The 24,414-nt window shown below is 39.2% G+C and carries 24 protein-coding genes; 17 read left to right on the plus strand and 7 right to left on the minus strand.

The features are described from left to right. Positions 1–113: 113 nt before the first annotated feature. The 6 genes from I4641_RS09825 (at position 114) to I4641_RS09850 (ending at position 8,172) form a co-directional block, all read left to right on the plus strand. Complete coding sequence (locus I4641_RS09825) at positions 114–1,286, plus strand: glycosyltransferase family 4 protein (RefSeq protein WP_229640341.1); 1,173 nt, start codon at positions 114–116, stop codon at positions 1,284–1,286. A gap of 98 nt (positions 1,287–1,384) precedes the next feature. Continuing rightward, entirely contained in the window at positions 1,385–3,208 is a 1,824-nt protein-coding gene (locus I4641_RS09830) for a vanadium-dependent haloperoxidase (protein WP_229640342.1), read from the plus strand. A gap of 14 nt (positions 3,209–3,222) precedes the next feature. After that, on the plus strand, positions 3,223–4,185 hold the full coding sequence (locus tag I4641_RS09835; RefSeq protein WP_229640343.1) for a glycosyltransferase family 2 protein: 963 nt from the start codon (positions 3,223–3,225) through the stop codon (positions 4,183–4,185). A 119-nt stretch (positions 4,186–4,304) separates the two neighbouring features. Then, positions 4,305–5,762, plus strand: coding sequence for a M48 family metallopeptidase (locus I4641_RS09840; protein ID WP_229640344.1), 1,458 nt, complete (start codon positions 4,305–4,307; stop codon positions 5,760–5,762). Between the two features lie 20 nt (positions 5,763–5,782). Then, entirely contained in the window at positions 5,783–7,474 is a 1,692-nt protein-coding gene (locus tag I4641_RS09845; RefSeq protein ID WP_229640345.1) for a tetratricopeptide repeat-containing S1 family peptidase, read from the plus strand. A 137-nt stretch (positions 7,475–7,611) separates the two neighbouring features. Beyond that, on the plus strand, positions 7,612–8,172 hold the full coding sequence (locus I4641_RS09850; protein ID WP_229640346.1) for a COP23 domain-containing protein: 561 nt from the start codon (positions 7,612–7,614) through the stop codon (positions 8,170–8,172). On the opposite strand, the gene I4641_RS09855 is transcribed toward I4641_RS09850, so the two are convergent. Beyond that, positions 8,157–8,990, minus strand: coding sequence for an ADP-ribosylglycohydrolase family protein (locus I4641_RS09855; protein WP_229640347.1), 834 nt, complete (start codon positions 8,988–8,990; stop codon positions 8,157–8,159). The genes I4641_RS09850 and I4641_RS09855 overlap by 16 nt on opposite strands. Before the next feature lie 110 nt (positions 8,991–9,100). On the opposite strand from I4641_RS09855, the gene I4641_RS09860 reads away from it, so the two are divergent. The 9 genes from I4641_RS09860 (at position 9,101) to I4641_RS09900 (ending at position 16,911) form a co-directional block, all read left to right on the plus strand. Beyond that, on the plus strand, positions 9,101–9,688 hold the full coding sequence (locus tag I4641_RS09860; RefSeq protein ID WP_229640348.1) for a TetR/AcrR family transcriptional regulator: 588 nt from the start codon (positions 9,101–9,103) through the stop codon (positions 9,686–9,688). A gap of 117 nt (positions 9,689–9,805) precedes the next feature. After that, positions 9,806–10,543, plus strand: a complete 738-nt coding sequence (locus tag I4641_RS09865) for an SDR family oxidoreductase (protein ID WP_229640349.1) — start codon at positions 9,806–9,808, stop codon at positions 10,541–10,543. Between the two features lie 81 nt (positions 10,544–10,624). Continuing rightward, positions 10,625–11,716 carry an alkene reductase gene (locus I4641_RS09870; protein WP_229640350.1) on the plus strand — a complete coding sequence of 364 codons (1,092 nt, stop codon included), beginning with the start codon at positions 10,625–10,627 and terminating at the stop codon, positions 11,714–11,716. Between the two features lie 421 nt (positions 11,717–12,137). After that, positions 12,138–12,623 carry a DUF4347 domain-containing protein gene (locus tag I4641_RS09875; RefSeq protein ID WP_229640351.1) on the plus strand — a complete coding sequence of 162 codons (486 nt, stop codon included), beginning with the start codon at positions 12,138–12,140 and terminating at the stop codon, positions 12,621–12,623. A 76-nt stretch (positions 12,624–12,699) separates the two neighbouring features. Continuing rightward, a complete protein-coding gene (locus I4641_RS09880) occupies positions 12,700–14,115 on the plus strand; it encodes an amidase (protein ID WP_229640352.1) in 1,416 nt (471 codons plus the stop codon). A 15-nt stretch (positions 14,116–14,130) separates the two neighbouring features. Beyond that, positions 14,131–14,715 (plus strand): Npun_F5749 family FMN-dependent PPOX-type flavoprotein, encoded by a 585-nt coding sequence (locus tag I4641_RS09885; protein ID WP_229640353.1) that lies wholly within the window; start codon positions 14,131–14,133, stop codon positions 14,713–14,715. A 39-nt stretch (positions 14,716–14,754) separates the two neighbouring features. Continuing rightward, positions 14,755–14,898: a hypothetical protein gene (locus I4641_RS09890; protein ID WP_229640354.1), complete on the plus strand. Its 144-nt coding sequence runs from the start codon at positions 14,755–14,757 to the stop codon at positions 14,896–14,898. A 19-nt stretch (positions 14,899–14,917) separates the two neighbouring features. Beyond that, positions 14,918–16,066, plus strand: coding sequence for an RNA ligase family protein (locus I4641_RS09895; RefSeq protein ID WP_229640355.1), 1,149 nt, complete (start codon positions 14,918–14,920; stop codon positions 16,064–16,066). A 143-nt stretch (positions 16,067–16,209) separates the two neighbouring features. Then, positions 16,210–16,911 (plus strand): response regulator transcription factor, encoded by a 702-nt coding sequence (locus I4641_RS09900; RefSeq protein ID WP_229640356.1) that lies wholly within the window; start codon positions 16,210–16,212, stop codon positions 16,909–16,911. A 104-nt stretch (positions 16,912–17,015) separates the two neighbouring features. Here the strand turns inward: I4641_RS09900 and I4641_RS09905 are convergent, their stop codons facing one another. Both I4641_RS09905 and I4641_RS09910 read right to left on the minus strand, forming a co-directional pair. After that, complete coding sequence (locus I4641_RS09905; protein WP_229640357.1) at positions 17,016–18,674, minus strand: acetolactate synthase large subunit; 1,659 nt, start codon at positions 18,672–18,674, stop codon at positions 17,016–17,018. 148 nt (positions 18,675–18,822) lie between these two features. Further along, positions 18,823–19,602, minus strand: coding sequence for a photosystem II electron transport protein, Sll1252 family (locus I4641_RS09910; RefSeq protein WP_229640358.1), 780 nt, complete (start codon positions 19,600–19,602; stop codon positions 18,823–18,825). A 249-nt stretch (positions 19,603–19,851) separates the two neighbouring features. Between I4641_RS09910 and I4641_RS09915 the strand changes: the two genes are divergently transcribed. After that, positions 19,852–20,550: a hypothetical protein gene (locus I4641_RS09915; RefSeq protein ID WP_229640359.1), complete on the plus strand. Its 699-nt coding sequence runs from the start codon at positions 19,852–19,854 to the stop codon at positions 20,548–20,550. A gap of 966 nt (positions 20,551–21,516) precedes the next feature. Here I4641_RS09915 and petA read toward each other — a convergent pair. Further along, the gene (petA, locus tag I4641_RS09920) at positions 21,517–22,503 is read right to left on the minus strand and encodes a cytochrome f (RefSeq protein WP_229640360.1); all 987 of its coding nucleotides are present in this window, start codon (positions 22,501–22,503) and stop codon (positions 21,517–21,519) included. 79 nt (positions 22,504–22,582) lie between these two features. Beyond that, the gene (gene petC / locus I4641_RS09925) at positions 22,583–23,140 is read right to left on the minus strand and encodes a cytochrome b6-f complex iron-sulfur subunit (protein ID WP_229640361.1); all 558 of its coding nucleotides are present in this window, start codon (positions 23,138–23,140) and stop codon (positions 22,583–22,585) included. Between the two features lie 277 nt (positions 23,141–23,417). On the opposite strand from petC, the gene I4641_RS09930 reads away from it, so the two are divergent. After that, a complete protein-coding gene (locus I4641_RS09930) occupies positions 23,418–23,735 on the plus strand; it encodes a DUF3067 family protein (RefSeq protein WP_229640364.1) in 318 nt (105 codons plus the stop codon). Between the two features lie 102 nt (positions 23,736–23,837). Here I4641_RS09930 and I4641_RS09935 read toward each other — a convergent pair whose 3' ends face one another. Both I4641_RS09935 and I4641_RS09940 read right to left on the minus strand, forming a co-directional pair. Then, a complete protein-coding gene (locus tag I4641_RS09935) occupies positions 23,838–24,062 on the minus strand; it encodes a hypothetical protein (RefSeq protein ID WP_229640362.1) in 225 nt (74 codons plus the stop codon). An 11-nt stretch (positions 24,063–24,073) separates the two neighbouring features. Then, entirely contained in the window at positions 24,074–24,379 is a 306-nt protein-coding gene (locus I4641_RS09940; protein ID WP_229640363.1) for a hypothetical protein, read from the minus strand. Between the last annotated feature and the right edge of the window lie 35 nt (positions 24,380–24,414).

Raw genomic sequence — 24,414 nt, forward strand, 5'->3', positions numbered from 1 at the left:
AAGATACCGCAATCTGGTAAATTAACTAAAGCTGATAAATACTAATAATTAGTTAACAATACTAATTAAACCTCAATTATCTGTTGTAGTTGCCTAGAACAAAGAGCTTTTGAATGCATATCGCTTGGCTGGGAAAAAAATCACCTTTTTGTGGCAATGTAACCTATGGTCGCGAGATTACTAACGCGCTGTTAGATAGAGACTATCGGGTCAGCTTTTTGCATTTCTCTCAACCCCAGGGAAGTTACGAACATCACGAAGAATATGCCAAAAATCATCACAACTGGTCAAATTGTCGCGATATTCCCCTCCCTTTTATGTATAAGTCTCAGATTTATACCATACCTACCCTAAAATCCAGCAAGGTTTTATTGCGATCGCTCCGCAAATTAAAACCAGATTTGGTTCATGCTTCTTTGACTCTATCTCCCCTAGATTTTTTGTTGCCAGACATCTGTGAGGAGTTAAATATTCCTCTGGTAGCTACTTTTCACCCCCCTTTTGACAGCAAAATCCGCAATCTAAAGTCTAGTACCCAATACTTAACCTATCAGCTATACGCGCCGTTTTTAGCTCGCTATGACAGGGTAATCGTCTTTAGTGAAATCCAACGCGATTTATTGATCAAACTTCATGTACCAGGCGATCGCGTGGCTGTCATACCCAACGGGGTGGACGAACAGAAATATTCCCCTGGCTATTCTAATCTCAAGTATCAACTACAAACCAAAAAACTGTTTGTTTATCAAGGGCGTATTGCTACAGAAAAAAATATCGAAGCTCTCCTTAAGGCTTGGAAACTAGTAGATCTGGGGGATGATTGCCAATTATTGATGGTCGGAGATGGCCCCAATAGAGCCTCTCTCCAGCGGGATTATGGCAAAGAGCATAATATTATTTGGCTGGGTTTTGTATCGGAAGAACAACAGCGCATTAATATCTTAAGAGCAGCAGATGTTTTTATTTTGCCTTCTTTGGTAGAAGGTTTATCGATCTCTTTACTAGAGGCTATGTCTTGCGGGGTGGCTTGTTTGGCTACTGATGCTGGTGCTGATGGAGAAGTGTTGGAAAATGGTGCGGGAGTCGTATTAAATACTCAAGGAGTTACCGCCCAATTAAAGATATTATTGCCCCTGTTTCACAATCATCCTGAAATGACCAGTCTTTTGGGTAACAAAGCTCGACAAAGGGTTTTAGAAAGATACACTTTACGCCAAAACATTACTAAGTTAGAACTTTTATATTCAGAGTTAGCTAACAACAAGCAATTAATCGTTAAAAATTAATCGACAAAAACCTTACCTAAATAGTTCTGTAATAGTTCTACAGCGATCGCCTAGATCTTGAAATTTGGGCAGTCGTTTTATTTTTATGGCGAAAATATATGGATAATCTGCAATTAAACCTAAATCCAGAAACTCAATTAGTCACGGTTGACGATCCTTCCCCAACAATTTCTGTTATTTGGGATCGAGCAATACAACAAGCTGTCATCAAAGCAATTTCTGGCCCTACTATTGCTTCTCGTGCTTATGGAATGGTGCATACTGCGGTCTATGATGCTTGGTCGGCTTATGAAAATATACCGATTTCTACCAACTTAAATGACGATTTACAACGTCCTGAAGCAGAGAATACTTTAGCTAATAAAACCGAAGCTATGAGTTATTCTGCCTATGTCGTATCGATCGCTCTATTTCCCGAACACAAGGCAATTTTTGACCGAGTAATGTCCGATTTGGGTTATGAAACTACTCTAATTGACCTAGAATCTCCCGATCCTACTACCCCTCCAGGTATCGGGATTATTTCAGCCGAAGCTTTATTAGATTATCGCGATCGCGATGGTGCTAATCAATTAGGTAGAGAAATAAATGGCGACGGCACACCCTATTCTGACTATACCAACTATCAACCCATCAACGATCCAGGAAATATCACCCAAATCGATTCGTGGACTCCAGATATTCTAACCTTTGATGATGGAAAAGCGATCGCTCAATCATTTTTAACTCCTCATTGGGGACGAGTTACTACCTTTTCTGTTGATCGTGGCGATCGCTTTCGTCCCGCTCCCCCCGAACCTTTTTTATTAGTAGCAGGCGAGGTAGATCTACAAGCCAAAACGATTACTCTTGAAGATGGCATCGAGTTAGATATTTCTCCCGCATTAATCGGGACAATTATTAATCCTGAATTTATCGCTCAAACAGAAGAGGTAATAGACTACAGTGCCAACCTCACCGACGAACAAAAGCTGATTGCTGAATTCTGGGAAGATGGTGGGGGGACTTCTTTTCCCCCTGGGACTTGGATGACTTTTGGGCAATATGTTTCGGCGCGAGATGATAACACTCTCGATGAAGATGCACGCATGTTTTTTACTTTGGGCAATGCGGTTTTTGATGCGGGAATTGCTACTTGGGAATCTAAAGTCTATTACGACTATACTCGTCCCGTCAGCGCAATCAGAGAATTGGGGAAATTGGACTTAATCGGAGAGTACGATGAACAACTCGATGGTTATGCGATTGAAGCCTACGGCGATTATGGATCGGGGACAGAAAAGATTTTAGCTGAAGATTTTATTACCTATCAAACTCCTCATGCCGATTATTCTCCACCCTTTGCTGAATACACATCTGGTCATAGTGCTTTTAGTGCTGCGTCCGCAGAAGTGTTGCGGGAATATACTGGTAGGGATTATTTTGGGGCTTCTGTTACTTTCAACCCAGGAGAATCTCGCTTTGAACCAGATATTATGCCGATGGAGGCGATAACTTTAGATTGGGATACTTTTTCCGAAGCTGCGGATCAAGCAGGTATGTCTCGTCTTTATGGTGGCATTCACTTTAGTCAAGGAGATCTCAACGGTAGAGAAATTGGCAGGGAAGTAGGTCAAGCTGTGATAGACCGTACTGAATTTTATATAAATGGTGGAAATGGCAACGATCGAGATGAGGAAGAAATTTTAGGCTCAAATAATGATAGTATTATTTTTGAATTAGATAAATTATTTTATATTAATAATAATTGGAATTCGATCAAACGAGATTCAGTCGTAGATTTGTTTAATAGCGGTCGTGCCGTATTAGGGACAGAAAATAATACAGATCGATTATTTGATTATCTTGATGGAGTAAATGAGTTTCTATCAAAAAATAGTCTTATATTGAGCGATTTATTCTCCGATCGCAATTATTTTTAACAATAAAAAAACCGATGGTTAAAGTTAGTGTAATTATTCCTGGTTACAATGGCGATCGCTATATTGAAGATGCGATCGTCAGCGTTCTAACTCAAACCTACACTGACTACGAGATTATTGCGATCGATGATGGTTCTACTGATAATACCCATCGAGTAATTCAAAAATATGGCGATCAAGTTAAATACTTTAGCCAAACCAATCAAGGAGTAGCTGTAAGTCGCAATCTCGGATTGAGCAAGGCAGAAGGGGAATATATTGCTTTTTTAGACCAAGACGACGTTTTTTTGCCCGATAAACTGGCGGTTCAAGTAGCTTTATTGGATTCAAATCCTTCCTTGGGTATGGTTAATAGTGGCTGGCAAATTGTCGATCGCTATGGCAAAATCCAAGCAGCCGTCGAACCTTGGAAAAAAATACCTCAGCTTAGTTTAGCCGATTTAATTATCTGGAAACCTGTTTTTTTGGGTGCAATGTTATTTAGGCGATCTTGGCTGCAACGCACCGCAGGATTCAATCCCAACCTCGAACAAACCCCAGATGTCGACCTAGTCCTCCGTTTAGCAGCTATAGGATGTACCGCTGCTTGGGTCAAACAAACCACCGTAAAATATCGGCAACACGAAACTAACGCTTCTAAAAATAGCCTGTTGCAAGCTAAAGAATTAGATCGAATATTAGAACGATTTTTTACCCAACCTAATTTACCCTCAAAAGTAAAAAGCTTAGAAGCAGATTCTCGCTACCAAAGTCTTGTCTGGAGTGCTTGGCGACTTCAGCAAACGGGACATCTTCAGGAAATGTGTGACTTTCTGGCTAAATCGGGCAATTATAGTCAAAAATATCCCACAGAAATTATTATCAATTGGATTGAATCTTTCAAAAACTATTCTGCTGAATATGGCACGAGTTTTGATGTAATGGAACTTACCTCGTCTTCTCCATGGCAAGCCTTGATTCAAAAGTATTTATTTTAGGGCATATTAGATTAAATCCGTTTCGTATGTTAATAATTGCTAATTAATGAACTTAATTTGCCAAAAATCTATCCATTAATAATTAGCGATCGCCCTACATAAAATAAAGAAGCAACAATATGATTAAATTTAACCAAATTGTCCGCAACAAGTTCTTATTAATATTATTTAGCTGCACCTTAATCCTTTCTTTGGGCAATAGAGTTGATTCTCAAACCTCAATCATTGCTCAAAATTTCCTCAACACTAATTACGGTAATAACTATTACTCGGCGATGTTGGAAGCAGATCGTTTTTATAAGCAGGGAGATCTACAAACAGCCAAGCGAATTCAACAGAAAGTAAAGCCCGATTTTCCCGCATCTAATTCTGTACCTGTAGCAGTTAGCGATATAGCAAAATTACCTACTGTCGCCCGACAAGATTGGGATACTGCCACTCAAGCTATTAAAGAAGATCCTCAAGATGACAAAGAAGTTGAAACCAGAATTTTTGAACCCTTAGAAAGCTTGGTCGACAATTATCCTCAGTTTGTCCCCGCACATATCTTACTGGCAGACACTTACGACCTCTATGGTTGGGGAGATGACGCTTTAAATACTATAGAATTCGCATCTCAAATGTATCCTAGCAGAGAAGATATCTTAGATAAAAGAATCGAATTATTGCTAGCCTATGGCGAACCTTTAGAAGCCTCGATCGCATCTAGGGAATTTGTCTATAGCTATCCTAATTCCCCTAAATCTTCTACCTACCAAAGTGCTGCGGACGAATATTTCAAAAAATATCAAAGCAAACTAAAATCTAAAATTGCCAGAAATAGCGTTTTTGGCGGTATCGGTCAGGCTGCTATCGGTAATGAAGCGCAAGGAATAAACTTAGGTCAGATGTTGCTGCAAGGCGAATCTGCTACGGGTACTGCGATCGCCAATAGCTATAAAGCCCAAGCTAACATGATATCCGACCCCGTTCAGTTGTCATATATTCGAGGCATTGGTAACAAACTAGCTAAATTAATGGGTCGTAATGAATTTGAATATGAATTCAATATCATCGAAGATCCGACTCCTAATGCTTTTGCTTTACCTGGAGGAAAAATCTTTTTTCATACAGGAATGCTGGAATTAATGGATTCAGAGGCAGAATTAGCTGGTGTAATGGCTCATGAAGTTGCCCACGCTGTCTTGTCTCACGGTTATAAACAACTAGGAGAATCGGCACTGACCAATACAGGAATGAATATTCTATCGGGTTTGGCAGGTAGAGAAGTCGGCGCAATAGCTAATGTGGGCGGACTATTGCTCGATAAAAAATTCAGTCGCGGGAAAGAAAAACAGGCTGATGTTTTAGGTATCAGGGTACTAGATGCTGCGGGTTATTCTGCGGATGGATTGTATAACGTGATGGCAAAACTCGCTCAATTAGAAGGAGAAGGAAATATGGCTAAATCTTTACTCTCCAGTCATCCAGCATCGAAAGAAAGAATGGAATATTTAGAAGAATTGATTCAAACCAAAGGCTACAACCGATATGGTTATGAAGGTGTAGCAGCTTATCGAGGGGTTTTTCCTAGGTAATTAGTTACTTATTGATTGTTATGATGAAATATTTTTTACCTACAGTCTTAGGGGCTGCAACGATCGCTTTAATCCAGCCCCAGGCTACTTTAGCTCAAACTGCAATTCAAACCGACGCAAGAGCGATCGCTGAACATTTTACTGTCAAGGTAAACCCCGATGGTGCATGGGGTTCGGGGGCAATTGTGGGCAAGAAAAATAATGTTTATTATGTTCTGACGGCAAGGCACGTAGTCGATGATATTCGGGCGGGAGAAGAACTTTGGTTGATTACTCACGATAACCAAGACTATCAAGTTGATGTTGATGCCATCGAGCTATTACCTAATAATATCGACCTGGCTTTAATTCAATTTACTAGCGATCGAGATTATCCCGTTGCTACTATTTCTCAATATAATTATCGACTTTACGAACCCAGAGACTACGATAACAATAGCAACAGTAATGCTTTAGAAAATAAGCAATATGTTTATGTTTCGGGATGGCCTTTGCGGGAAGAAAAGCGAGTGTTTAATCCAGGGTTTTTATTTGATAATTCTGCTAGTGCTGTCTCTGCGCCAGATGTTGCTAATCCTGACGATAACTTTGGCGGCTACGAACTAATTTATACTAATTTAACTCACCCTGGGATGAGTGGCGGGGCGGTAGTAGATACCGCAGGGCGTTTGATTGGGATTCACGGTAGGGGTGATGGTCGAGTCATTGGGGAAGAGGATGAAATTATTCGTCAGTATCTTGATGAGGTTGGAGGCAATTCAGTCAAAATCAAGATAGGACTTAGTTTGGGTATTCCAATTCAGTCTTTTTTGAGTTGGGCAGCCGATCGACCAATCAATGACTATCTATCCGTAGAAAATACTGCCCCTCCTAATTTAAACTCAAATAATCTCAAATCTTGGCAACCGCCTCTTTCTGTCACCGACAAGAGCAATCCCTATCACTGGATTGAAAAGGGCAATCAATTATGGCGTATTGGTAGAGTTGCCGAGGCGCGAGGCTCTTTTGAACGAGCTATTGAATTAGAAGAGGATCTCTATTTAGCTTGGTTTGCCAAGGGTTTTACTTTGGGATTTGATCGCCAGTTTGACCGCGCTTTAACGGCTTGCGATCGCGCGATCAAACTCAATGTATTGCCGACTAAAATTAAATACGAGTCTTTTCGCTGTAAAGCAGGGGCATTGCAACAGCTACAACGTCCAGCAGAAGCTTTAACGGCATTAAACAAGGCGTTAGAGATCAATAGCAATAATTCGGCTGATTGGATGCTTCAGGGAGAATTGTATTTTGCTCTAAAGGAATATGAGGCAGCTTTAAAATCTCTCGATCGAGCAGTGGAATTGAGAGAAAATCAAAATATTACTCCTTCCTCCTTATTGCACAACAATCGGGCTTTAATCGCTTTAGAATTATCACAGTACGAGTTGGCTTTAGAAGAGGTGGACAAAGCGATCGCGATCGATTCTAGTTTTGCCCCTGCTTGGCGCAATAAAGGCTTGATTCTAGAAACTATTGATCGCAATCAAGAATCTTTAACTGCGTATCATAAGGCTCTAGAATTAGATCCCAAGGATTATAATACCTGGACAAATATAGGTTTTACTTTATATAAATTACAACGCTATCAAGATGCCAAGCAATCTTTTGAGAAAGCTTTGGAAATCAATCCTAATTATCAACCCGCGATCGATAATTTGAATGCAATTAATTAGACAGTTTAAATTTATAATTACCTTAAAGAACTCCCATGAAAATTAAAATATTTGATAAAATCTCTGAGATGTTTGCCTAAAATTCAAATCTCGAAACTATAATTGTAGTACATTATTTTTTAATACTTATTACAATTATGAAAACAGCATCTTACCTTTCCTGGGCGGGGACATTTACTCTTACTATTGCTACTACACTAATTACTAATACTCCCGTTCGCAGCGAAGCACCTATTTTCAGGTGCGATCGCTCTAGTGGGATACCGACAACTGTCGTACAGTCCCAGAGACATGGTTCGGTTAAAATTATTGAATGGAAAAGTACTCAATTTGGCGATAAATTCGATCCCGAAACTCGCTGTAATTTAGTTTCTCGAAAATTTGAAAAGTTTGCCAAAGCTGGTACTCTAAAATACTTTACAACTGGTTCGGTAAATCGTCAGCCTGTCATCTGTGCGGTGGCTTCTCAAAGTTCCCCTTGTGACTCTGAAAGTATGCTTTATACTCTCAGAAAAGATGTCAGTGCTAGAGAAACTCTTAAGCTTTTATTAGATATTAAATCGGGTGCTACGGGCAATGCTTTGAATGAAACTGAAAGCAGAATTTATGTCGATTTTGATGAGATAGTTAGAGCTAAATCTCAAGCTAGTCAAGCTAGTCAAGCTAGTCAAGCTAGTCAAACTCAGCCTTTGTTTTGATACAATTGTTGCTCCAATCTAGTTAAATAATCTCGACCGTATAAATTATTTTCCAACCGATCGAACAAACATTGAGGCAAATCTCGTTCGTATTCCTGACTACAAGAAGCAGCAGCAACAGCGATCGCACTAATGTGATCGCTCCTCCCAGAAAAAGTAACACACTGCTGCAATAATTGACTCAGGCTATGATGTTTAATTACTGCTTCAATCGCATATTTGGTAGTAATTAAATTTTTGCTGGGTGTCTTTCCCGACTCCAGCCAATCAGTAACGATGTAGATATTTAAAAAATCTTTTAACTGTTCTTTTTTACCCAAACGATAAATAAAATAGTGGCACATTAAACCCACCGCGATCGTGGCGTAAAGACTATCGGGGGTATTATTAGTAATAGCTCCATGAGTCATGCTAGCTTTAATTACTTCTTCAGGAGTCGATAATATGCCGATGGGCATCGATCGCACTGCGGGATCGTCTAAATTTTGGTATGGATCGATTTTATCGATTAATTCTCCCCCATCTCGAACTTGTTGCAGTAATTTATCCAACTCGTCTCCGTAGCGGATTCTGGGGTCTTGTTTGAATGTGGTTGTCAAACTATTAGCCAAAAATTCTTTGACCCAAGGATGACCTGGAATTAGCATTTTTGCGATCGCAATATTGCTTTGAGTGATGGCTGTATAGCATCCTGGGAAGACTCCCTCGTCTCCATTTTTCCCGTAGGTGTCTAGGTTGTTGTGGGCTACTACAAATTCTAAAGGACAATCGATTAATTCCGCACTATAGGCATCGGCGATCGCAAGCTCTAGCAACATGACAAAATTCAAATAGTAATTCTTAGAATATTAAGCATAATTCAATAATTTAAGAACGGTATTTTTGCCGATCTTTGACAAACCTAGACGACTGGTCTACTATTATAATTATGAAACGTACCAAAAAACGGGATCTATTAATTCAGGTTGGCAGTCAAATTGTCGTCCAACAAGGATTTAAAGCAGCTAGTATTAACGCCATACTAATCGCTGCTGGCGTTCCCAAAGGTTCGTTTTACTATTATTTTGCTAGCAAAGAAGATTTTGGACTGGCGATTATTGAAGATTTTGCCCAACAATATCAAAATAAACTGGAAAAAACTCTCAAAAACGAACAATTTCCTTCTTTGACTAGGTTGCGTAACTTTTTTGAGTTGGGTATTGCAGAGATGAAAAATTGTCACTGTACTAATGGCTGTTTAATGGGTAACTTAGCTCAAGAATTATCTGCTCAAAATGAATTGTTTCGCGATCGCATTAGTCAAGTCTTTGCGGACTGGGAACTGCGTTTAATTGAATGTTTGGAATCTGCCGAAGAAGCAGGAGAGGTTAAAAGCGGTCGAGATTTGGCGAATTTAGCCAAGTTTGTTTTGTCCAGTTGGGAAGGAGCAATATTACAAGCAAAAGTTACTAAATCGGTGATGCCGATGGAGAACTTTGTCAATATTTTATTCGAGCAAATTTTAATTATTGACTAGCGATCAATCGATTCAAGATCTAACCTTAGCCAGAGAGAAAAATTTGAATTCTTAGCTATTGTTGGTTTGTTAATAGACGACTGGTCTACTAGTAAGAACAAAAACAAGCAAAAAATTATGTCCGACATTCAAAACAAAGTAGTAATCATAACGGGTGCAAGTAGCGGACTGGGGGAAGCAACAGCGCTGAGATTGGCTAAAAATGGAGCAAAATTGATGCTGACTGCCCGACGAGAAGATCGTCTACAAGAATTAGTCAAAAAAATCGAACAAGATGGCGGGACAGCAAAATATACCATAACAGACGTGACTGAACGCTCGGAAGTAGAAGGGTTGGTAAAAGCTACTCAGGAAGCTTACGGACGCATCGATGTTTTAATCAATAATGCGGGTTTGATGCCCTTATCACCCTTGGCAGAAACTAAGGTAGATGAATGGGAAACTATGGTCGATGTAAACATCAAAGGAGTGTTATATAATATTGCTGCGGTGATGCCTGTAATGTTGCAACAAGAATCGGGTCATATCATCAATATTTCTTCTGTAGCAGGACACAAAGTATTTCCTGGGGGAACAGTTTATTGCGCCACCAAATTTGCCGTTAAAGCCATCTCCGAAGGCATTAGATTAGAATCAGACGGTAAAATTCGCTCGACCAATATTTCTCCTGGGGCAGTAAATACAGAGTTAACCAATACGATTACTCACGATGAAACCGCCAAAAACGTCGACAAAATGTACGACATAGCTATAGATGCAGATGCGATCGCTCGCGCCATTACCTATGCGATCGAACAACCAGATGATGTCGATGTCAATGAAATGATTATTCGCCCCACCAAACAAGAACTTTAAAGCGTTCGAGAAGTTTATTGGGGTAATGCCCACCAAGTAATTAAATTCAATCAATTAGCAAATTATAAATAATCAGCAATCATGACCCAAGTTCCTCATCTCCTTAGCTCCCTAGACAAAGGCTTATCTCTCAAAAATAGAGTAGTCTTAGCACCCATGACTCGCGCTCGTGCGGGTGCAGAGAGAATCCCCAATGCTTTGATGGCAGAATATTATGCTCAACGAGCCAATGCGGGTTTAATTGTTACGGAAGGTACGACTATTTCCCCACAAGCCAATGGTTGGGTGCATAGCCCAGGAATTTATACCGACGAACAAGCAGAAGCTTGGAAACAAGTTATTAGTGCAGTACACGAACAGGGAGCAAAAATATTTTTGCAACTATGGCATACAGGTAGAGCTTCCCACAGCAGTTTTCAAGAAAATAATCAACTACCAGTTGCCCCTTCGGCGATTAAAATTGAAGGTTCAGAGGCTCATACATCCAATGGAAAACAACCCTACGAAACTCCTAGAGCTTTGGAAACCGCAGAAATTCCCCAAGTTGTTGAAGACTATCGTAAAGCAGCCGAAAGAGCCAAACAAGCTGGTTTTGATGGGGTGGAAATTCATGGTGCAAACGGCTATTTGATTGATGAATTTTTACAATCTAAAACTAACAAGCGCACCGATAAATATGGCGGAAGCTTGGAAAATCGCTATCGTTTCTTAAAAGAAATTGTTGAAGCAATACTAACAGTCTGGGATGCTAAAGCAGTAGGGGTTAGACTTTCTCCTAACGGTAGTTTTAATGATATGGGTTCGACGGATTATCGCGAGACTTTTACCTATGTAGCGGAGCAATTAAATAGTTATCAGTTGGGATATCTGCATTTACTAGACGGGTTGGCTTTTGGTTTCCACGAATTGGGAGAGCCAATGACCTTGGCAGAAATCAAAAAAGTCTATGATGGCATTCTCATTGGTAATTGTGGTTACGATCGCAATGATGCCGAAAAAGCGATCGCCCAGGGTGATGCGGAATTGATTGCTTTTGGACGAGCTTATATTAGTACTCCCGATTTGGTAGCTCGTTTTGCTAACGATTGGGAACTTAATCCCGATGCGGATATGAATGTTTGGTATTCATTCGACGCGGAAGGTTATACCGATTTTCCCACTTATCAACAGTAATCAGCGATCGCCCAGCCAGGGAGTAGTGAAGAATGATTCTGCTTTATCTTTACTTTATAAAATACTAGATATTTCAAACTTCTAGTACGAAAAAATATTCGTAAGGTACAAGCCTTACTATACCCTAGTATCAGGAATATAATAATATTCCTGTTTTTTTTATTATTAACTAGGATGAGTCAATCTAAAGCTCATAGCTTATGGCTTAGAGCAATACCTTCGACAATTTGATACTGATCTCAAATCGAAAGCAGTATTATTAAAGATTTAATCAAGTAGCTAATTATTTTGAGTCTAGTAAATCAAAAAAGTGTAATCTTTTGTTAGGAAAAACCAACAGGTCAGATCTCATTCGGTAATGTAATTAATTACTTAAATACTTTTAGAAAAATATTAGCCATTAGATCGAGCCAACATTGTCATGTCTTTTTTACCCAGTCAATCTTTCAATAACCTAGTAACAGTTAATACCAAGGATTCTAGAACTATAGTTTTTATCGACTCTAGTATTGCAAACGGCGATGGTATTGCTCAAAAAGTTGCAGTCGAAGCAAGGGTTATTATGATCGGTTCGGAAGATGATGGAGTAAAAGAAATTAGTAAAATATTAGCTGATAGTAATTGTCTTGAAATACATATTTTCTCATCGGGTTTTCCTGGGTGTATTTATCTGGGCAATAGCAAATTAAGCTGTCATACTTTGGCGAACTATAGTTTAGAGATAGGTAAATGGTTTATTACTCATAATTCTCTGCATTCGGTTAAATTACCCAGACTTTTTATTTATGGTTGGGATTTAGCTATAGGAGATGCGGGAGAAGAATTGATCGATAAATTAAGCCTGATTACAGGAGCAAAAATTTCCACTTCAAATAATATTGTCGAAAGTAATATTTTTAGTTATTAATGGGTTTAGGATAGTTAATCCTCCCAGATGTTGATAAAATAAGGGCTGCTTGGTTCAAGGACAAAATAGAGAGAATATGCCTGCAAAAAACCTAACCGATCTAGCTTTTACCCCCGCACTCGAACAAGCCAAGTTAATCAAAGAACGTCAGGTAACACCCTTAGAATTAATAGAACTATATTTATCTCGGATTGAAAAATACGATCCTCAGTTGGGTAGTTTTTATTATGTAGCAAAAGAAAGTGCGATCGCCGATGCGCGGCAGAAAACCGAGCAAATATCCCAAACCGTAGATACTAGATATTTACCTCCTTTTTTTGGCGTACCTATTGGCATCAAAGATCTAAAGTCAGTAGCCAATATGCCCATCACCTATGGTATTGCTGCTCTTAAAGATCAGATAGCAAAATATGATGAGGGAATAATCTCAAAAATTAGACAGGCAGGATTTATTATTTTAGGTAAAACTGCTACTGCTCAATTGGGTTCTTTCCCCTACACCGAACCAGAAGGTTTTGCTCCTACCCGTAACCCCTGGAATTTGGATTACACTCCTGGGGGTTCGAGTGGGGGATCGGCTGCTGCGGTGGCTGCGGGATTATGTGCGATCGCTTTAGGGGGAGATGCAGGAGGTTCGATACGAGGTCCTGCAAGTTGTTGTAATCTAGTAGGAATGAAACCTAGTCGCGGTAGAATTTCTTTTGCTCCCGTAGGCGATCGCTTGAGTGGATTAGGGACTCATGGTGTTCTGGCTCGTACCGTAGCAGATGCTGCTACATTTTTAGATGTTAGCTCTGGTTATATTGTTGGCGATCCTTACTGGCTGCCCAATCCCCCTGTTTCTTTTTCAAATAATACCCAAGAAACATTACCCCCATCAAAAATCGGTTTTATTACTTCCTTATTACCTCTAGGCAAACCCGATCCACAATGCCAAGAAGCAGTAAACAAAATAGTTCACCAGCTAGAAGGAATGGGACACGAGGTAATTCCCCAGGAAATTGATTTATCAGCACTAATTGAGCCATTCACAAAAATTTGGGCGAGTGCGGTGGCTGCATCGGGAATTCCCCCTCAAGCATTAAGTACCATGAATCAATGGGTATTAACCCAATCTGGCACGGCAGGAGAATACGTACAAGCAGTGACTCAAATGCAACTATTTGCCAGACAAATAGTTAGTTTGTTTGCTCAAATCGATATTTTGATTGCCCCTACTTATATGCACCCCGCGATTAAAATTAGAGAATGGGCAGATCTTAGTCCACAAGAGACTTACCAAAAAATTGTAGATTGGATTTTTCCTTGTCCTGCTTTTAACGTTACAGGACAACCTGTAATTAATATTCCCACTGGTTTCGATCGCCATGGTATTCCCTTGGGAGTGCAGCTAGTGGGTAAACCCAACAATGAAGCTAATATTATTTCTTTGGCATCCCAACTAGAACAAGCTCAACCTTGGAGTCAACAACGCCCTCAAGCATTTAGTTAAATTAATAATTAATCTATGCTACCTCCTTGGCGATCGCCTTTATCTAGTGCTATCTACCGCAATCGGTCTAAACCTCATTCTCGCTATTTTCAACTAGCTACAGTCACTCCAGAGGGCTACCCAGCTAATCGTACAGTAGTGTTTCGGGGTTTTTTAGACGACAAACAAAGTAGCCTCAAAATTATTACCGATCTTCGCAGTGCCAAAATAGAAGATATTGCCCATAATTCCAGGGGAGAAATTTGCTGGTATTTTACTAAAACCCGTGAACAATTTCGCATTAGGGGTAATTTGCGCTTAGTTAAGACTCAAGAAAAGGATCTGGACTTACAAAAAGCTCGTCAAATAACTTGGCACAATCTTTCAGACTCGGCGCGATCGCAATTTACTTGGGCAGATCTAGGTCAATCCGTAGGGGATCGATCGGCTTTTGATGTCGAACCCCTCAATCCTAATCTTCCCTTGGATAATTTTTGTCTTTTGTTATTAATTCCCCAAAAAATAGACCATCTTCAATTAAAAGGAGATCCGCAACAGCGTTGTCTTTATAAACTAGAGAAAGATTCTACTTGGTCAAATCAATTAATTAATCATATGTAATGTATTTATGTAGCAATATTTTCCAGAGGTATAAAAATCATGAACGCGATGCCTTCCGCTAGCTGCGTGATCGCGATGCGAGTAATTAGCGCGGGAAAACATCCCAATGCGGATGCTTTGCGATTATATATAATGACTGCACCAGATGTAGAAGAATTACAAATTATCGCCAATATTAGATAATATTTATCAAGTAGATGATATGGTGGCGATCGCTCGTTGTGGTGCGGTGCTAAAAGATGGTACAAAGATAAAACCGAGTAAGCTGCGGGGATTATATTCCTACGGCATGGCTTTGGGAAAAGTAGATGTAGAAGTTGGTAGAGATCTCAGCGATATCTATTGTCAGCAATATCTTGTTTCCACTACTGCCAAATTGCCATTTATTAAATGGACTAGTGTCGAGTTGCTGCACAATGTACGTAACGATCTTAAGATCTTAGGTAAAACACCAATCGTTACTTATCGCGCTAAAATCAAGCTACACGGTACAAATGCAGGGGTGCAAATTACTCCAGACGGAGAAGTAGCGGCGCAAAAAAGAACTCAAATTATTAACTCTAAGAGCGATAATGCTGGTTTTGCAACTTGGGTAGAGCAAAATATTGATTATTTCAAGCAATTAAAAAGAGAAACCACCATTACTATTTTTGGGGAGTGGTGCGGTAGCAAAGTGCAGAAAGGCGTAGCTATTTCTCAAATTGGCAGGAAAGTTTTGGCTGTGTTTGCGATCCAATGTGGTGGTGTCAGTACCCAACCCAAATTGGAAATACGTCCTGAAAAAATCAGGGAAATGTTACCCCAGCACCAAGATATATTTGTTTTGCCCTATTATGGTGAAGCTATTACCCTCGATTTTGGCGATCGCCTTCAACTACAATGTGCTTCAGATATTATTAATAAAATGGTGGAAAAAGTCGAAGCGATCGATCCTTGGGTTAAGGAGACTTTTGGCGTCGAAGGTGTCGGAGAAGGTTTGGTGATGTATCCCGAAACCGAAGGTGTAGTTATTAGAGAAGGCTATACAGAATTGATGTTCAAAGCCAAAGGAGAAAAACATCGGGTAGTTAAAAGCAAAGAAGCCGTACGGGTAGATCCAGAAGTTGCTCAAAATATTGAAGCATTTGTAGAGTTGTTTGTTACCGAAGCAAGATTGCAACAAGCTTTGACAGAAGCTTGCAATGGAGAATTGAACATCAAAAAAATGGGTCAATTTCTCAAATGGATTGCCAGAGATATTAAAAAAGAAAGTTCGGTAGAGTTGGCTGCATCTGGCTTAACTTGGAAAGATGTCCATAAACGAATTTCTAATGCTGCGAGGGTATGGTACTCAGATTCGATCGCCCTGTAGCCACAATGAATATCTCAATTTAAAGTCATATTGGTAAAGGGGTTTTAAAACTTCAAACAAAAACCTCTACCTTTATAAGATAAAATATGAAGAAAGTATTAACATCAAACAAGTAAACAGGCGAAAAAAGCAAATTATAGCTAATGCCTCTATTGATTTTGATTGCTGAAGATGACCCAGGAATTCGCCTATCTGTTAGCGACTATTTAGAATTATCTGGATATTCAGTTGTGGCAGCCGAAAATGGAATAAAAGCTCTATCAATGTTAGAGAAATATCATCCCCATTTGCTAATTACTGATGTAAGAATGCCCAAAAAAAATGGCTATGAATTGGTAAAAAGTATTCGTCAATTACCCAAATATCGCTTATTACCAGTCATATTATTAACAGAATGTAAAGATACCACCGAACGTATTCGCGGTTATCAGGTAGGATGCGATATTTATCTACCCAAACCGTTTGAAATGGAGGAATTAGGTGCAGTTATACGCAATTTGTTAGAGCGATCGCAAATTATTCATTCTGAACTAAGGTTTTCCCAGAGCGATCTCCAACACGAGCTTGAGCCGAATTCTAATTTTGTAGAAGAAGAATCAGACAATAACAATAGCTTCAAACAATCAAAACTAGCAGAATTAATCGATTTAACGATGAGAGAAAAAGAAGTACTCAAATTGCTGATGAATGGTCATTCAAATATTGAGATCGGTCAAAAACTACATTTATCTCACCGCACCATTGAAAAATATGTCAGTAGCTTATTACGTAAATCAGATACCAGTAATCGCATTGAATTAATTCGATTTGCCCTAGAACACAAATTAGCTCCCTTGAACTCTTGAAGGAAAAATTATCAGTTGTCCCGATCGCAGTAGACAGTCTTAATATTTCTAAAAATGAAAGAACTGCCTACTATCTATTATATTTTTTAGATAATTATTATTAATTAAAGATTGGGTATCTTACAGGTTAAGTCCCCAGATTTTTGAGAGAAACGTAAATTTTCTTTATAGTCTACAGGACAATCAATGATCGCAGGAACATCATCGGCAAGAGCTTTTTGCAAAGTGGGAATCAAGTCTGCTGCGGATTCTACGCGATAACCTTTTAATCCCATGCTTTCGGCGAATTTGACAAAATCAGGGTTGCCAAAATTAATCGAGGTAGAATGCCCAAACTGATTGATTTGTTTCCACTCAATCAAGCCATAACCATTATCATTAAAAATTAAGGTAACAAAAGGGGTATTAACTCTGAGAGCGGTTTCCAACTCCTGACAATTCATCATAAAGCCACCATCCCCCGTAACCGCTACAACTTTGCGATCGGGATATACTAATTTTGCAGCCATCGCCCCTGGGATAGCTATACCCATTGCAGCAAAACCATTAGAAATAATGCAGGTATTGGGACAATCAGAATGGTAATGACGCGCCATCCACATTTTATGCGCCCCCACATCAGAAATAACAATATCTTCGGGAGACATTACCTGACGAAGATCGTAGATGATTTTTTGGGGTTTAACGGGAAAACCATCATCATTGGCATATTGTTCGTAGTCTTCTTTGATTTGACTGCGCAAACTAGCAGCGGAAGATTCTATTTCTTTGCCAGAGCGATCGCAGCGTTTGACAATATCATTCAGTGAATCAGAAATATCGCCAAATACTTCCACATTCGGAATATAGCTACTATCAATTTCCGCTCTACTTTCATCAATATGAATAATTTTTTTATCTCCGAGAGGATTCCATTTCTTGGGAGAATATTCAATCAGATCGTAACCAATAGCAATTACCAAATCAGCGTCATCAAAAGCACAGCTGATTAAATCTCGCTGCTGCAAACCTACCGTCCATAAAGATAATGGATGAGTGTAGGGAATTGCTCCTTTGCCCATAAAAGTATTAGCAACAGGAATACTAAGTTGAGTTGCAAATTCAGTGAGGGCTTCGCTAGCACGACCACGAATTACGCCATTTCCTGCCAAAATTAAGGGGTTTTTCGCCCTAGAAATATCAGAGGCAGCAGCATTGAGACTGCGAGTGGAAGCGTAGGTTTTTTCTCGATTATCTCGACGCAGGGGTTTGCTATCTAAAGGCATAGCTGCAATATTTTCGGGAAGATCGATATGTACAGCCCCAGGTTTTTCCGATTGAGCTACTTTAAACGCTCGACGCACGACTTCAGTTGTATTATCTGGACGAACAATTTGAGCATTCCATTTAGTAATGGGGGCGAATAAGGCTACCAAATCTAAATATTGATGGGATTCGATGTGCATCCGATCCGTACCAACCTGCCCTGTAATTGCCACTAAGGGCGCGCCATCCAAATTGGCATCAGCTACCCCCGTCATCAGATTGGTTGCACCAGGCCCAAGAGTAGATAAACATACTCCTGCTTTTCCTGTCAAGCGACCGTATACATCTGCCATAAAAGCAGCACCTTGTTCGTGGCGGGTAGTAATAAATTGAATTGGCGAATCCCTTAGTGCTTCTAAGATATGGAGGTTTTCTTCTCCTGGTAGACCAAATACGTATTCTACTTCCTCATTTTCCAGACATTGAACTAAAACTTCTGCCACATTTAATTCACCCATTGTCCCTCTCCCCAACTTATCGGTTACATAGTTTCTTCATTATTAACAAACTATAACGATTTTGGGTCTAAATGGGTTGTACTCGGTCTAAGATTTTAATAACGGAAAGTCTTCGATAGAATAGTTTTTGATTATAATAATTAAAAGTTTACTTATACCGCACCAAATTAACTCGATAGCGTTGCTTTTTAGTTATAGAAACCTCTCCCACTTCTAATCTTCCTTTGCCTCGAACAGCAATTAAATCTCCTGCTTTAACATTATGACTAGATTGGGTGATTTCTTTCCAGTTGACCCGCACGTCTTTACTAGAAATGGCATCAGCCATTTTACTGCGAGACATGCCAAAACCTGCCGAAGCGATCGCATCTAGACGCAGGGAAGCTTCTACCGTAGTCATTTCTTTTTTTTTTGGGGGACGAATTTTTAATTCACTCAAGTCTATCTTTTGAGTTTTTACCGCGACAGATCGCACCTGGGTTAAGGAAGTGGTCAGAAAATCCACCATTTCTGGAACAACAATGGCTTGCGCGCCTCTTTCTCCCAAAACGATTATATCTCCTACTTTCTCCCTAACTATACCCGTACCCAAAATTGAACCCAGAAAGTCTCGATGGGTAGCGGGATCGAACAGGAAATTGCCAGCAATATCTAAGACGGCTAATTCCACCTGAGATTCATCTAAAGGTAGATCGGGGCGAGATAAACCAATGCGCTGTCTTTCTGCTTGGGGATAGCCACCCCAAGGCAAAGTTTCAATTTCTGTCAAATTTTGAAAAATTGTTTGTACTTCTGCCAAAACAGGAGGAGATAAAAAATCTGTGACGACTACCTCCCAATTTTTGATTGCTTGTTCGGCGCGATCGATAACGCGAGTAATTTCTTCTTTATTTTCTACGCGCTTTAATAAGTCTTCTTTTGGCAGCATCTAAATCTAAATTCAGTCTTTATTTACATCATAGTTGATGGTGCAGACAGGAGAAACTACTATCCAGGTTTTTTTGATTGGAAGCAGAATCAAGTAGCCTGTTTTCTCTAGTAGTTAAGTGATTACAACTAAAGACGTATTGCCAATTCGATCTAAGGACTTTAATATGTGGAGAATATTAATTCTTAATTTATATTTCTAATTTAATTAACAAAATCTCACGAGGAGTAAAAACTACTCATCAGTGTCATGGTTAAAAAATCTCGTACAAAATTTATCTCTATTCCTAATTTTACTGTAATTAGCATAGTTAATGTAGCCGTTCATTCTTTGACAATTGCCCATGCCTTGGCTTCTTCTGATGCTGACTACAACTTTACCACAACTTCGGATTGGCATGACTGTCAGCAGATTGACTCGGCTTATCAAGCCGTTTATGCGTTTGAAACGAATAGTTTTTACGTTAATATTTGTCAGAAAGAAGACGCTTTTTTCTATTCTGGGGAAGCCAAAACCAGCGATCTCAGTTCGATATTTATTCCTGCCTATCCTTTAGAAAATGGCAGTGGTTTTAAAGCCAAAAATGGTAATGTATCCTACTGGATTATCTTACCTTTTGGTGGAAAAAACAATCTAAATTCAGATCTTTCGGAGCCAACAGAAGCTATTTTGACTATTAAACGTAACGATCGCCTTGTTTCTGTAGAATCATCTCTGAATAAATATTGTCATCAATCCGAAACTGCCTTAGTTTGGGATACTATTGAGTTACAGCCCCATAATTCCAATCGAGTTGCAACTATTCCCAGACAGCAAGATATTGGTTGGGAATTTTTCGTAATTCAGCAAGGCGATCGCCTTTTACCCGCAGAAATTTTTAATTCTGACTCGCGTTTTGATTTTTATCGCATTGGTGGAGAATTACACCGTCTGACTACTTGTAATTAAAGATATTAATTTTTTTTAATAGCAAAGGAAAAATCGCCTAAAATCTTGACTGGCGATCGCAAAATATGGTTTAATTTTAAAAAACAATCTTATGATGGGAATATTGACACTCATCGATAAGTCAAACTACTCCGATTATAAAAAAAAAATTTAACAAAAATAGTGATCGCCAGTCAAGACCTGAAAATAAAAAATTTTTGCCCGCTACCGATTTTTAAAATTAGGCGGTGTTCGCCAAAGCGATCGCTAACAATTCACATTGTACTTTACTTCCTCATGAACTACTCCTACCTCACGGAGTAGGTAGGAGTATCCTAAAATCACGTTTGGGTTGCGGGTCTTATTCCGCTTTCGAGCTTCCCGTCTCACAGGCTTCTGCCTCCACCAAACAAGTTTAGTTTTGGTCTTATGATGCCTCCACAGGCAGAACCGCCAGCACCGTGCGGTTTATTATTTTTGTTTTATTCGGCTAACATATGCTGGAATGTATACGGTTAGGTCTTATTGGTATTGTACCCGTACTTTAACACCATCGACATAGAGGTTTTCTTATGATTGAGATCGAGAGCTAGTCCCTGGCACACTTCTAAGGAAACGAACAGCTCATAGCCTTGCTGAACGAGAACAAAATTATCATACAACGAATGAAACCCATTCTAGATAAAGATTTGAGAAATTTCTGATTAACTATTTTATTAACGCCTATCGGCGGTGCTATCCATCTCATACTAAATCCGATTCTGAAAACCTACTTTTAAATGAAGAACATTAAACAAGGTTTAAACCTACTACCTACTACCTTCACTTAACCTTTAAATGGGGGGAGTGACAACAGGATTTAGTATCACCACCTGCTAATCGCGAGGTGTGAGAGTTCCGCACATTTTCGTTAAAATCAATCGAAAAAAAAAGACAGGTTTTAATACCTGCCTTGATGTTATTCAATTCAAATTCAAGCCAAACAAATTAGAAATTCATTTCTGCTGCTTGAACTCTTTCTACTTGTTTCTTCTTAATTACCAGCATAATTTGGCAAATCATAATACCGCCAACAAAAGCCATCAAACCGCCAATACGAGCAGGACTTTGTAGAACTACTTCAGTGTCTTTCTGACCAAAACCACCAACATTAGGGTTATTTGTCAAAGCTTCACCCGCAGCAATTGTTTGACCTTCAGCCACAATTAGCTCTGGCCCTGCTGGGATAGTATCAGTAACAGCACCGTCGGCACTGTTAATAGTGACTTCGTAACCACCATCATCTTGAGATGCGATCGCAGCAATTGTTCCCGCAGCAGAAGCTTTTACGGCATTGTTATTGCTAGGTAGTCCAGTAGGATAGATTTGTCCGCGTCCTCGGTTTGCTCCTAAGTGAACTGCATATTTACCAAAGTTGATGTTTTTATCAGTTTTGGGATTGGGAGAAAGTACGGGGAAAGTAATTTCTTGGTATTGATCTCCAGGTAAAGGACCAACAATAACTACATTATCGCTGCCTTCTTTGTATTCTTGGAAATATAAACCGCCAACTTCTTCCTTCATAGATTCCGTCATACGGTCTTCAGGAGCAATTTTGAATCCTTCGGGTAGCATCAAGACTGCACCGACGTTCAAACCGCCTTTAGAACCGTCTCCTAGTACTTGCTGACTATCTAAGTCATAAGGAATCTTAACCACAGCTTCAAATACCGTGTCGGGCAATACAGATTGAGGGATTTCAATTTCTGCTTCTTTTTGTGCTAAATGACAGTTAGCACAAACGATTCTGCCAGTAGCTTCTCTAGGAGTTTCTGGTGCAGTTTGTTGCGCCCAAAAAGGATATGCGGCAGCAGATTGGGAAACGGCCAGATCGCTGGCGAAGAAAATAGCTACAGTCGCGATCGCGACCACGGCAGATTTAGTAATTATGTCCTTGGCAAATTTAATTACTGCCAATGGTTTCAATGTTCTCATTTGTTCGATTTAGAATCTCAAAAAAATTAATACAGATGAATAATATTTGCTATGGTATCCGTGAGAGATATCATTTTACTTATGCCCAGTAGGGCTTTTCTCCAGTACGGAAATCAGTTTCTGTCCACTGACTAAAGACCAGCTTGTCGTCTCTTTCTTCAGCTTTAGCTAGTGCTAAAGACAAAGGTGCAGGTCCTCTAACTACTTTACCTGTCTCATCGTATTGGGAACCATGACAAGGACACATAAACTTGTTCTCACTAGCATTCCAAGGAACAACACAACCCAGGTGAGTACATACCGCATTAATACCGTAGTTGCGGAGAGTTGAATCTCCTTCTACCACTATATAAGTAGGGTCGCCTTTTAAACCTTGAGCTAAAGTGCGATCGCCTGGTTGATGGGAAGCTATAAACTCGCTAACGATTATGTCGTTGCCCAATGCGTCTTTGGCAGTTACACCACCCGCACCACCGCCACCAGTCTTAGGAATAAAGTATTTTACTACTGGATATAAAGCTCCTAAGGCTACTCCTGTGATTGAGCCAAAAGTAAGCAAATTCATAAATTGTCTGCGTCCTAGATCGGGGACATCATTGTCGTCCATGTTAGGAACATTACCAGAAACTTGAGCCATAACTATAGATAAATTGTATTTTTTGTAAACGTAAGATGATGACTGGAAGATGTCTAAAATCTTTAATTTATAAAGAGTTTATGCTATTCTCCGTCTTTAAAAGATAACAGTTGCGAATCTTATAGATGAAGTTTACTAAAGAATTGTTACCAAGGGTTAGGTTGGCAGGATTCATTTCAACTTTACATCAAACGCAATATGAACCAATGTATTAAATTATTACAGAGATTGAGTATCCATTCCACTCATAGTTAGTTTCTTTTTTAATAAAAATATGATGACAGGCGAACAATTACACCAAATTTTATTAGAAAAGTGGGGCTATTCCTACGACGTACAGCTTAGAAAGGTAAAAGGTAAAATCTTTGTCCAGGTGATGTGGAAATACTTGGAACAAGCTTCTTTTCCCCTATCTCCTCAGCAATATGCCGAGAACCTGAATGCCATCGCTAATTATCTCAATGCTTGGAATGGTGTAGACCAGTTACAGTCTTTTATAGAGAAAACCCGCCAACGTCCTAGACTGGGTAAAGCAGTCAGCATTCAACTGGATTTAGGAGAACGTAGTTCGGAATGGATTTTAGACGATGTTTAGACAAATGTTAATAAATGTTACAAATAGTTTTGGTATATTCAAAATACCTTGATGGAGAATTATGGGGATCGAGCAGCGGCTCTAATACACAAATTAATATTCTTATTCTAATAAATTAGTAGGGCGAGCAGATTTAATTACAGGATAATCCTGCGGGTAATGAAAGTATATATATTGTTCGTATTCATACCAATTTTTTTCTCCTTTTTCTTGATTACATTGTTGCCTTTCCTTAGCTAATAGCTTTTTGTTACGAGTATTTTTTCTTTGAATTTGGCGATATTTGAGTTTTTTATAAGTTCTGGGTTTATTCTTCTGATTTACCATAATTAAAATGATTATCCTAAAGTATGATCGAGCAGCTTAATTAAACTTTTTTTAATCTGGCTGTCTTTAATATTGAGCAGATGTTTAATTTCAACGGTTAGCTTTAATTTAATTTGATCAACAATATCTTTCATCGCTTTGTTATCTTTTTTTAAAATATCGTTAGTTTTTCTTAAGTTTTTTATTTGTTCTTGAAGCTCTTTTGTGTGCTTTGTCTGATCAAAATTATTACCATCTTTAAGAACTTTTAATTCTTCAATATAAGCAATATATTTGTTAATTTCATTAGTCTTTTTAGTTACTAAGCTTAGACGCACCTAGTTTAGGTTATAATCAGGGAAAAAAAAGAGCG

The organism is Waterburya agarophytonicola KI4, assembly GCF_020640915.1.
GTDB lineage: Bacteria > Cyanobacteriota > Cyanobacteriia > Cyanobacteriales > Xenococcaceae > Waterburya > Waterburya agarophytonicola.

What these genes read in the sequence shown, in the direction of transcription:
- I4641_RS09880 (WP_229640352.1), top strand. Translation starts at nt 12,700, where the DNA reads ATGCCTGCAAAAAACCTAACCGATCTAGCTTTTACCCCCGCACTCGAA.
- I4641_RS09915 (WP_229640359.1), top strand. Translation starts at nt 19,852, where the DNA reads ATGGTTAAAAAATCTCGTACAAAATTTATCTCTATTCCTAATTTTACT.
- I4641_RS09850 (WP_229640346.1), top strand. Translation starts at nt 7,612, where the DNA reads ATGAAAACAGCATCTTACCTTTCCTGGGCGGGGACATTTACTCTTACT.
- I4641_RS09865 (WP_229640349.1), top strand. Translation starts at nt 9,806, where the DNA reads ATGTCCGACATTCAAAACAAAGTAGTAATCATAACGGGTGCAAGTAGC.
- I4641_RS09905 (WP_229640357.1), bottom strand. Translation starts at nt 18,674, where the DNA reads ATGGGTGAATTAAATGTGGCAGAAGTTTTAGTTCAATGTCTGGAAAAT.
- I4641_RS09935 (WP_229640362.1), bottom strand. Translation starts at nt 24,062, where the DNA reads ATGGTAAATCAGAAGAATAAACCCAGAACTTATAAAAAACTCAAATAT.
- I4641_RS09870 (WP_229640350.1), top strand. Translation starts at nt 10,625, where the DNA reads ATGACCCAAGTTCCTCATCTCCTTAGCTCCCTAGACAAAGGCTTATCT.
- I4641_RS09890 (WP_229640354.1), top strand. Translation starts at nt 14,755, where the DNA reads ATGAACGCGATGCCTTCCGCTAGCTGCGTGATCGCGATGCGAGTAATT.
- I4641_RS09885 (WP_229640353.1), top strand. Translation starts at nt 14,131, where the DNA reads ATGCTACCTCCTTGGCGATCGCCTTTATCTAGTGCTATCTACCGCAAT.
- petC (WP_229640361.1), bottom strand. Translation starts at nt 23,140, where the DNA reads ATGGCTCAAGTTTCTGGTAATGTTCCTAACATGGACGACAATGATGTC.
- I4641_RS09835 (WP_229640343.1), top strand. Translation starts at nt 3,223, where the DNA reads ATGGTTAAAGTTAGTGTAATTATTCCTGGTTACAATGGCGATCGCTAT.
- I4641_RS09855 (WP_229640347.1), bottom strand. Translation starts at nt 8,990, where the DNA reads ATGTTGCTAGAGCTTGCGATCGCCGATGCCTATAGTGCGGAATTAATC.
- I4641_RS09840 (WP_229640344.1), top strand. Translation starts at nt 4,305, where the DNA reads ATGATTAAATTTAACCAAATTGTCCGCAACAAGTTCTTATTAATATTA.
- I4641_RS09900 (WP_229640356.1), top strand. Translation starts at nt 16,210, where the DNA reads ATGCCTCTATTGATTTTGATTGCTGAAGATGACCCAGGAATTCGCCTA.
- I4641_RS09860 (WP_229640348.1), top strand. Translation starts at nt 9,101, where the DNA reads ATGAAACGTACCAAAAAACGGGATCTATTAATTCAGGTTGGCAGTCAA.
- I4641_RS09895 (WP_229640355.1), top strand. Translation starts at nt 14,918, where the DNA reads ATGGTGGCGATCGCTCGTTGTGGTGCGGTGCTAAAAGATGGTACAAAG.
- I4641_RS09845 (WP_229640345.1), top strand. Translation starts at nt 5,783, where the DNA reads ATGATGAAATATTTTTTACCTACAGTCTTAGGGGCTGCAACGATCGCT.
- I4641_RS09875 (WP_229640351.1), top strand. Translation starts at nt 12,138, where the DNA reads ATGTCTTTTTTACCCAGTCAATCTTTCAATAACCTAGTAACAGTTAAT.
- I4641_RS09910 (WP_229640358.1), bottom strand. Translation starts at nt 19,602, where the DNA reads ATGCTGCCAAAAGAAGACTTATTAAAGCGCGTAGAAAATAAAGAAGAA.
- I4641_RS09930 (WP_229640364.1), top strand. Translation starts at nt 23,418, where the DNA reads ATGACAGGCGAACAATTACACCAAATTTTATTAGAAAAGTGGGGCTAT.
- I4641_RS09825 (WP_229640341.1), top strand. Translation starts at nt 114, where the DNA reads ATGCATATCGCTTGGCTGGGAAAAAAATCACCTTTTTGTGGCAATGTA.
- petA (WP_229640360.1), bottom strand. Translation starts at nt 22,503, where the DNA reads ATGAGAACATTGAAACCATTGGCAGTAATTAAATTTGCCAAGGACATA.
- I4641_RS09830 (WP_229640342.1), top strand. Translation starts at nt 1,385, where the DNA reads ATGGATAATCTGCAATTAAACCTAAATCCAGAAACTCAATTAGTCACG.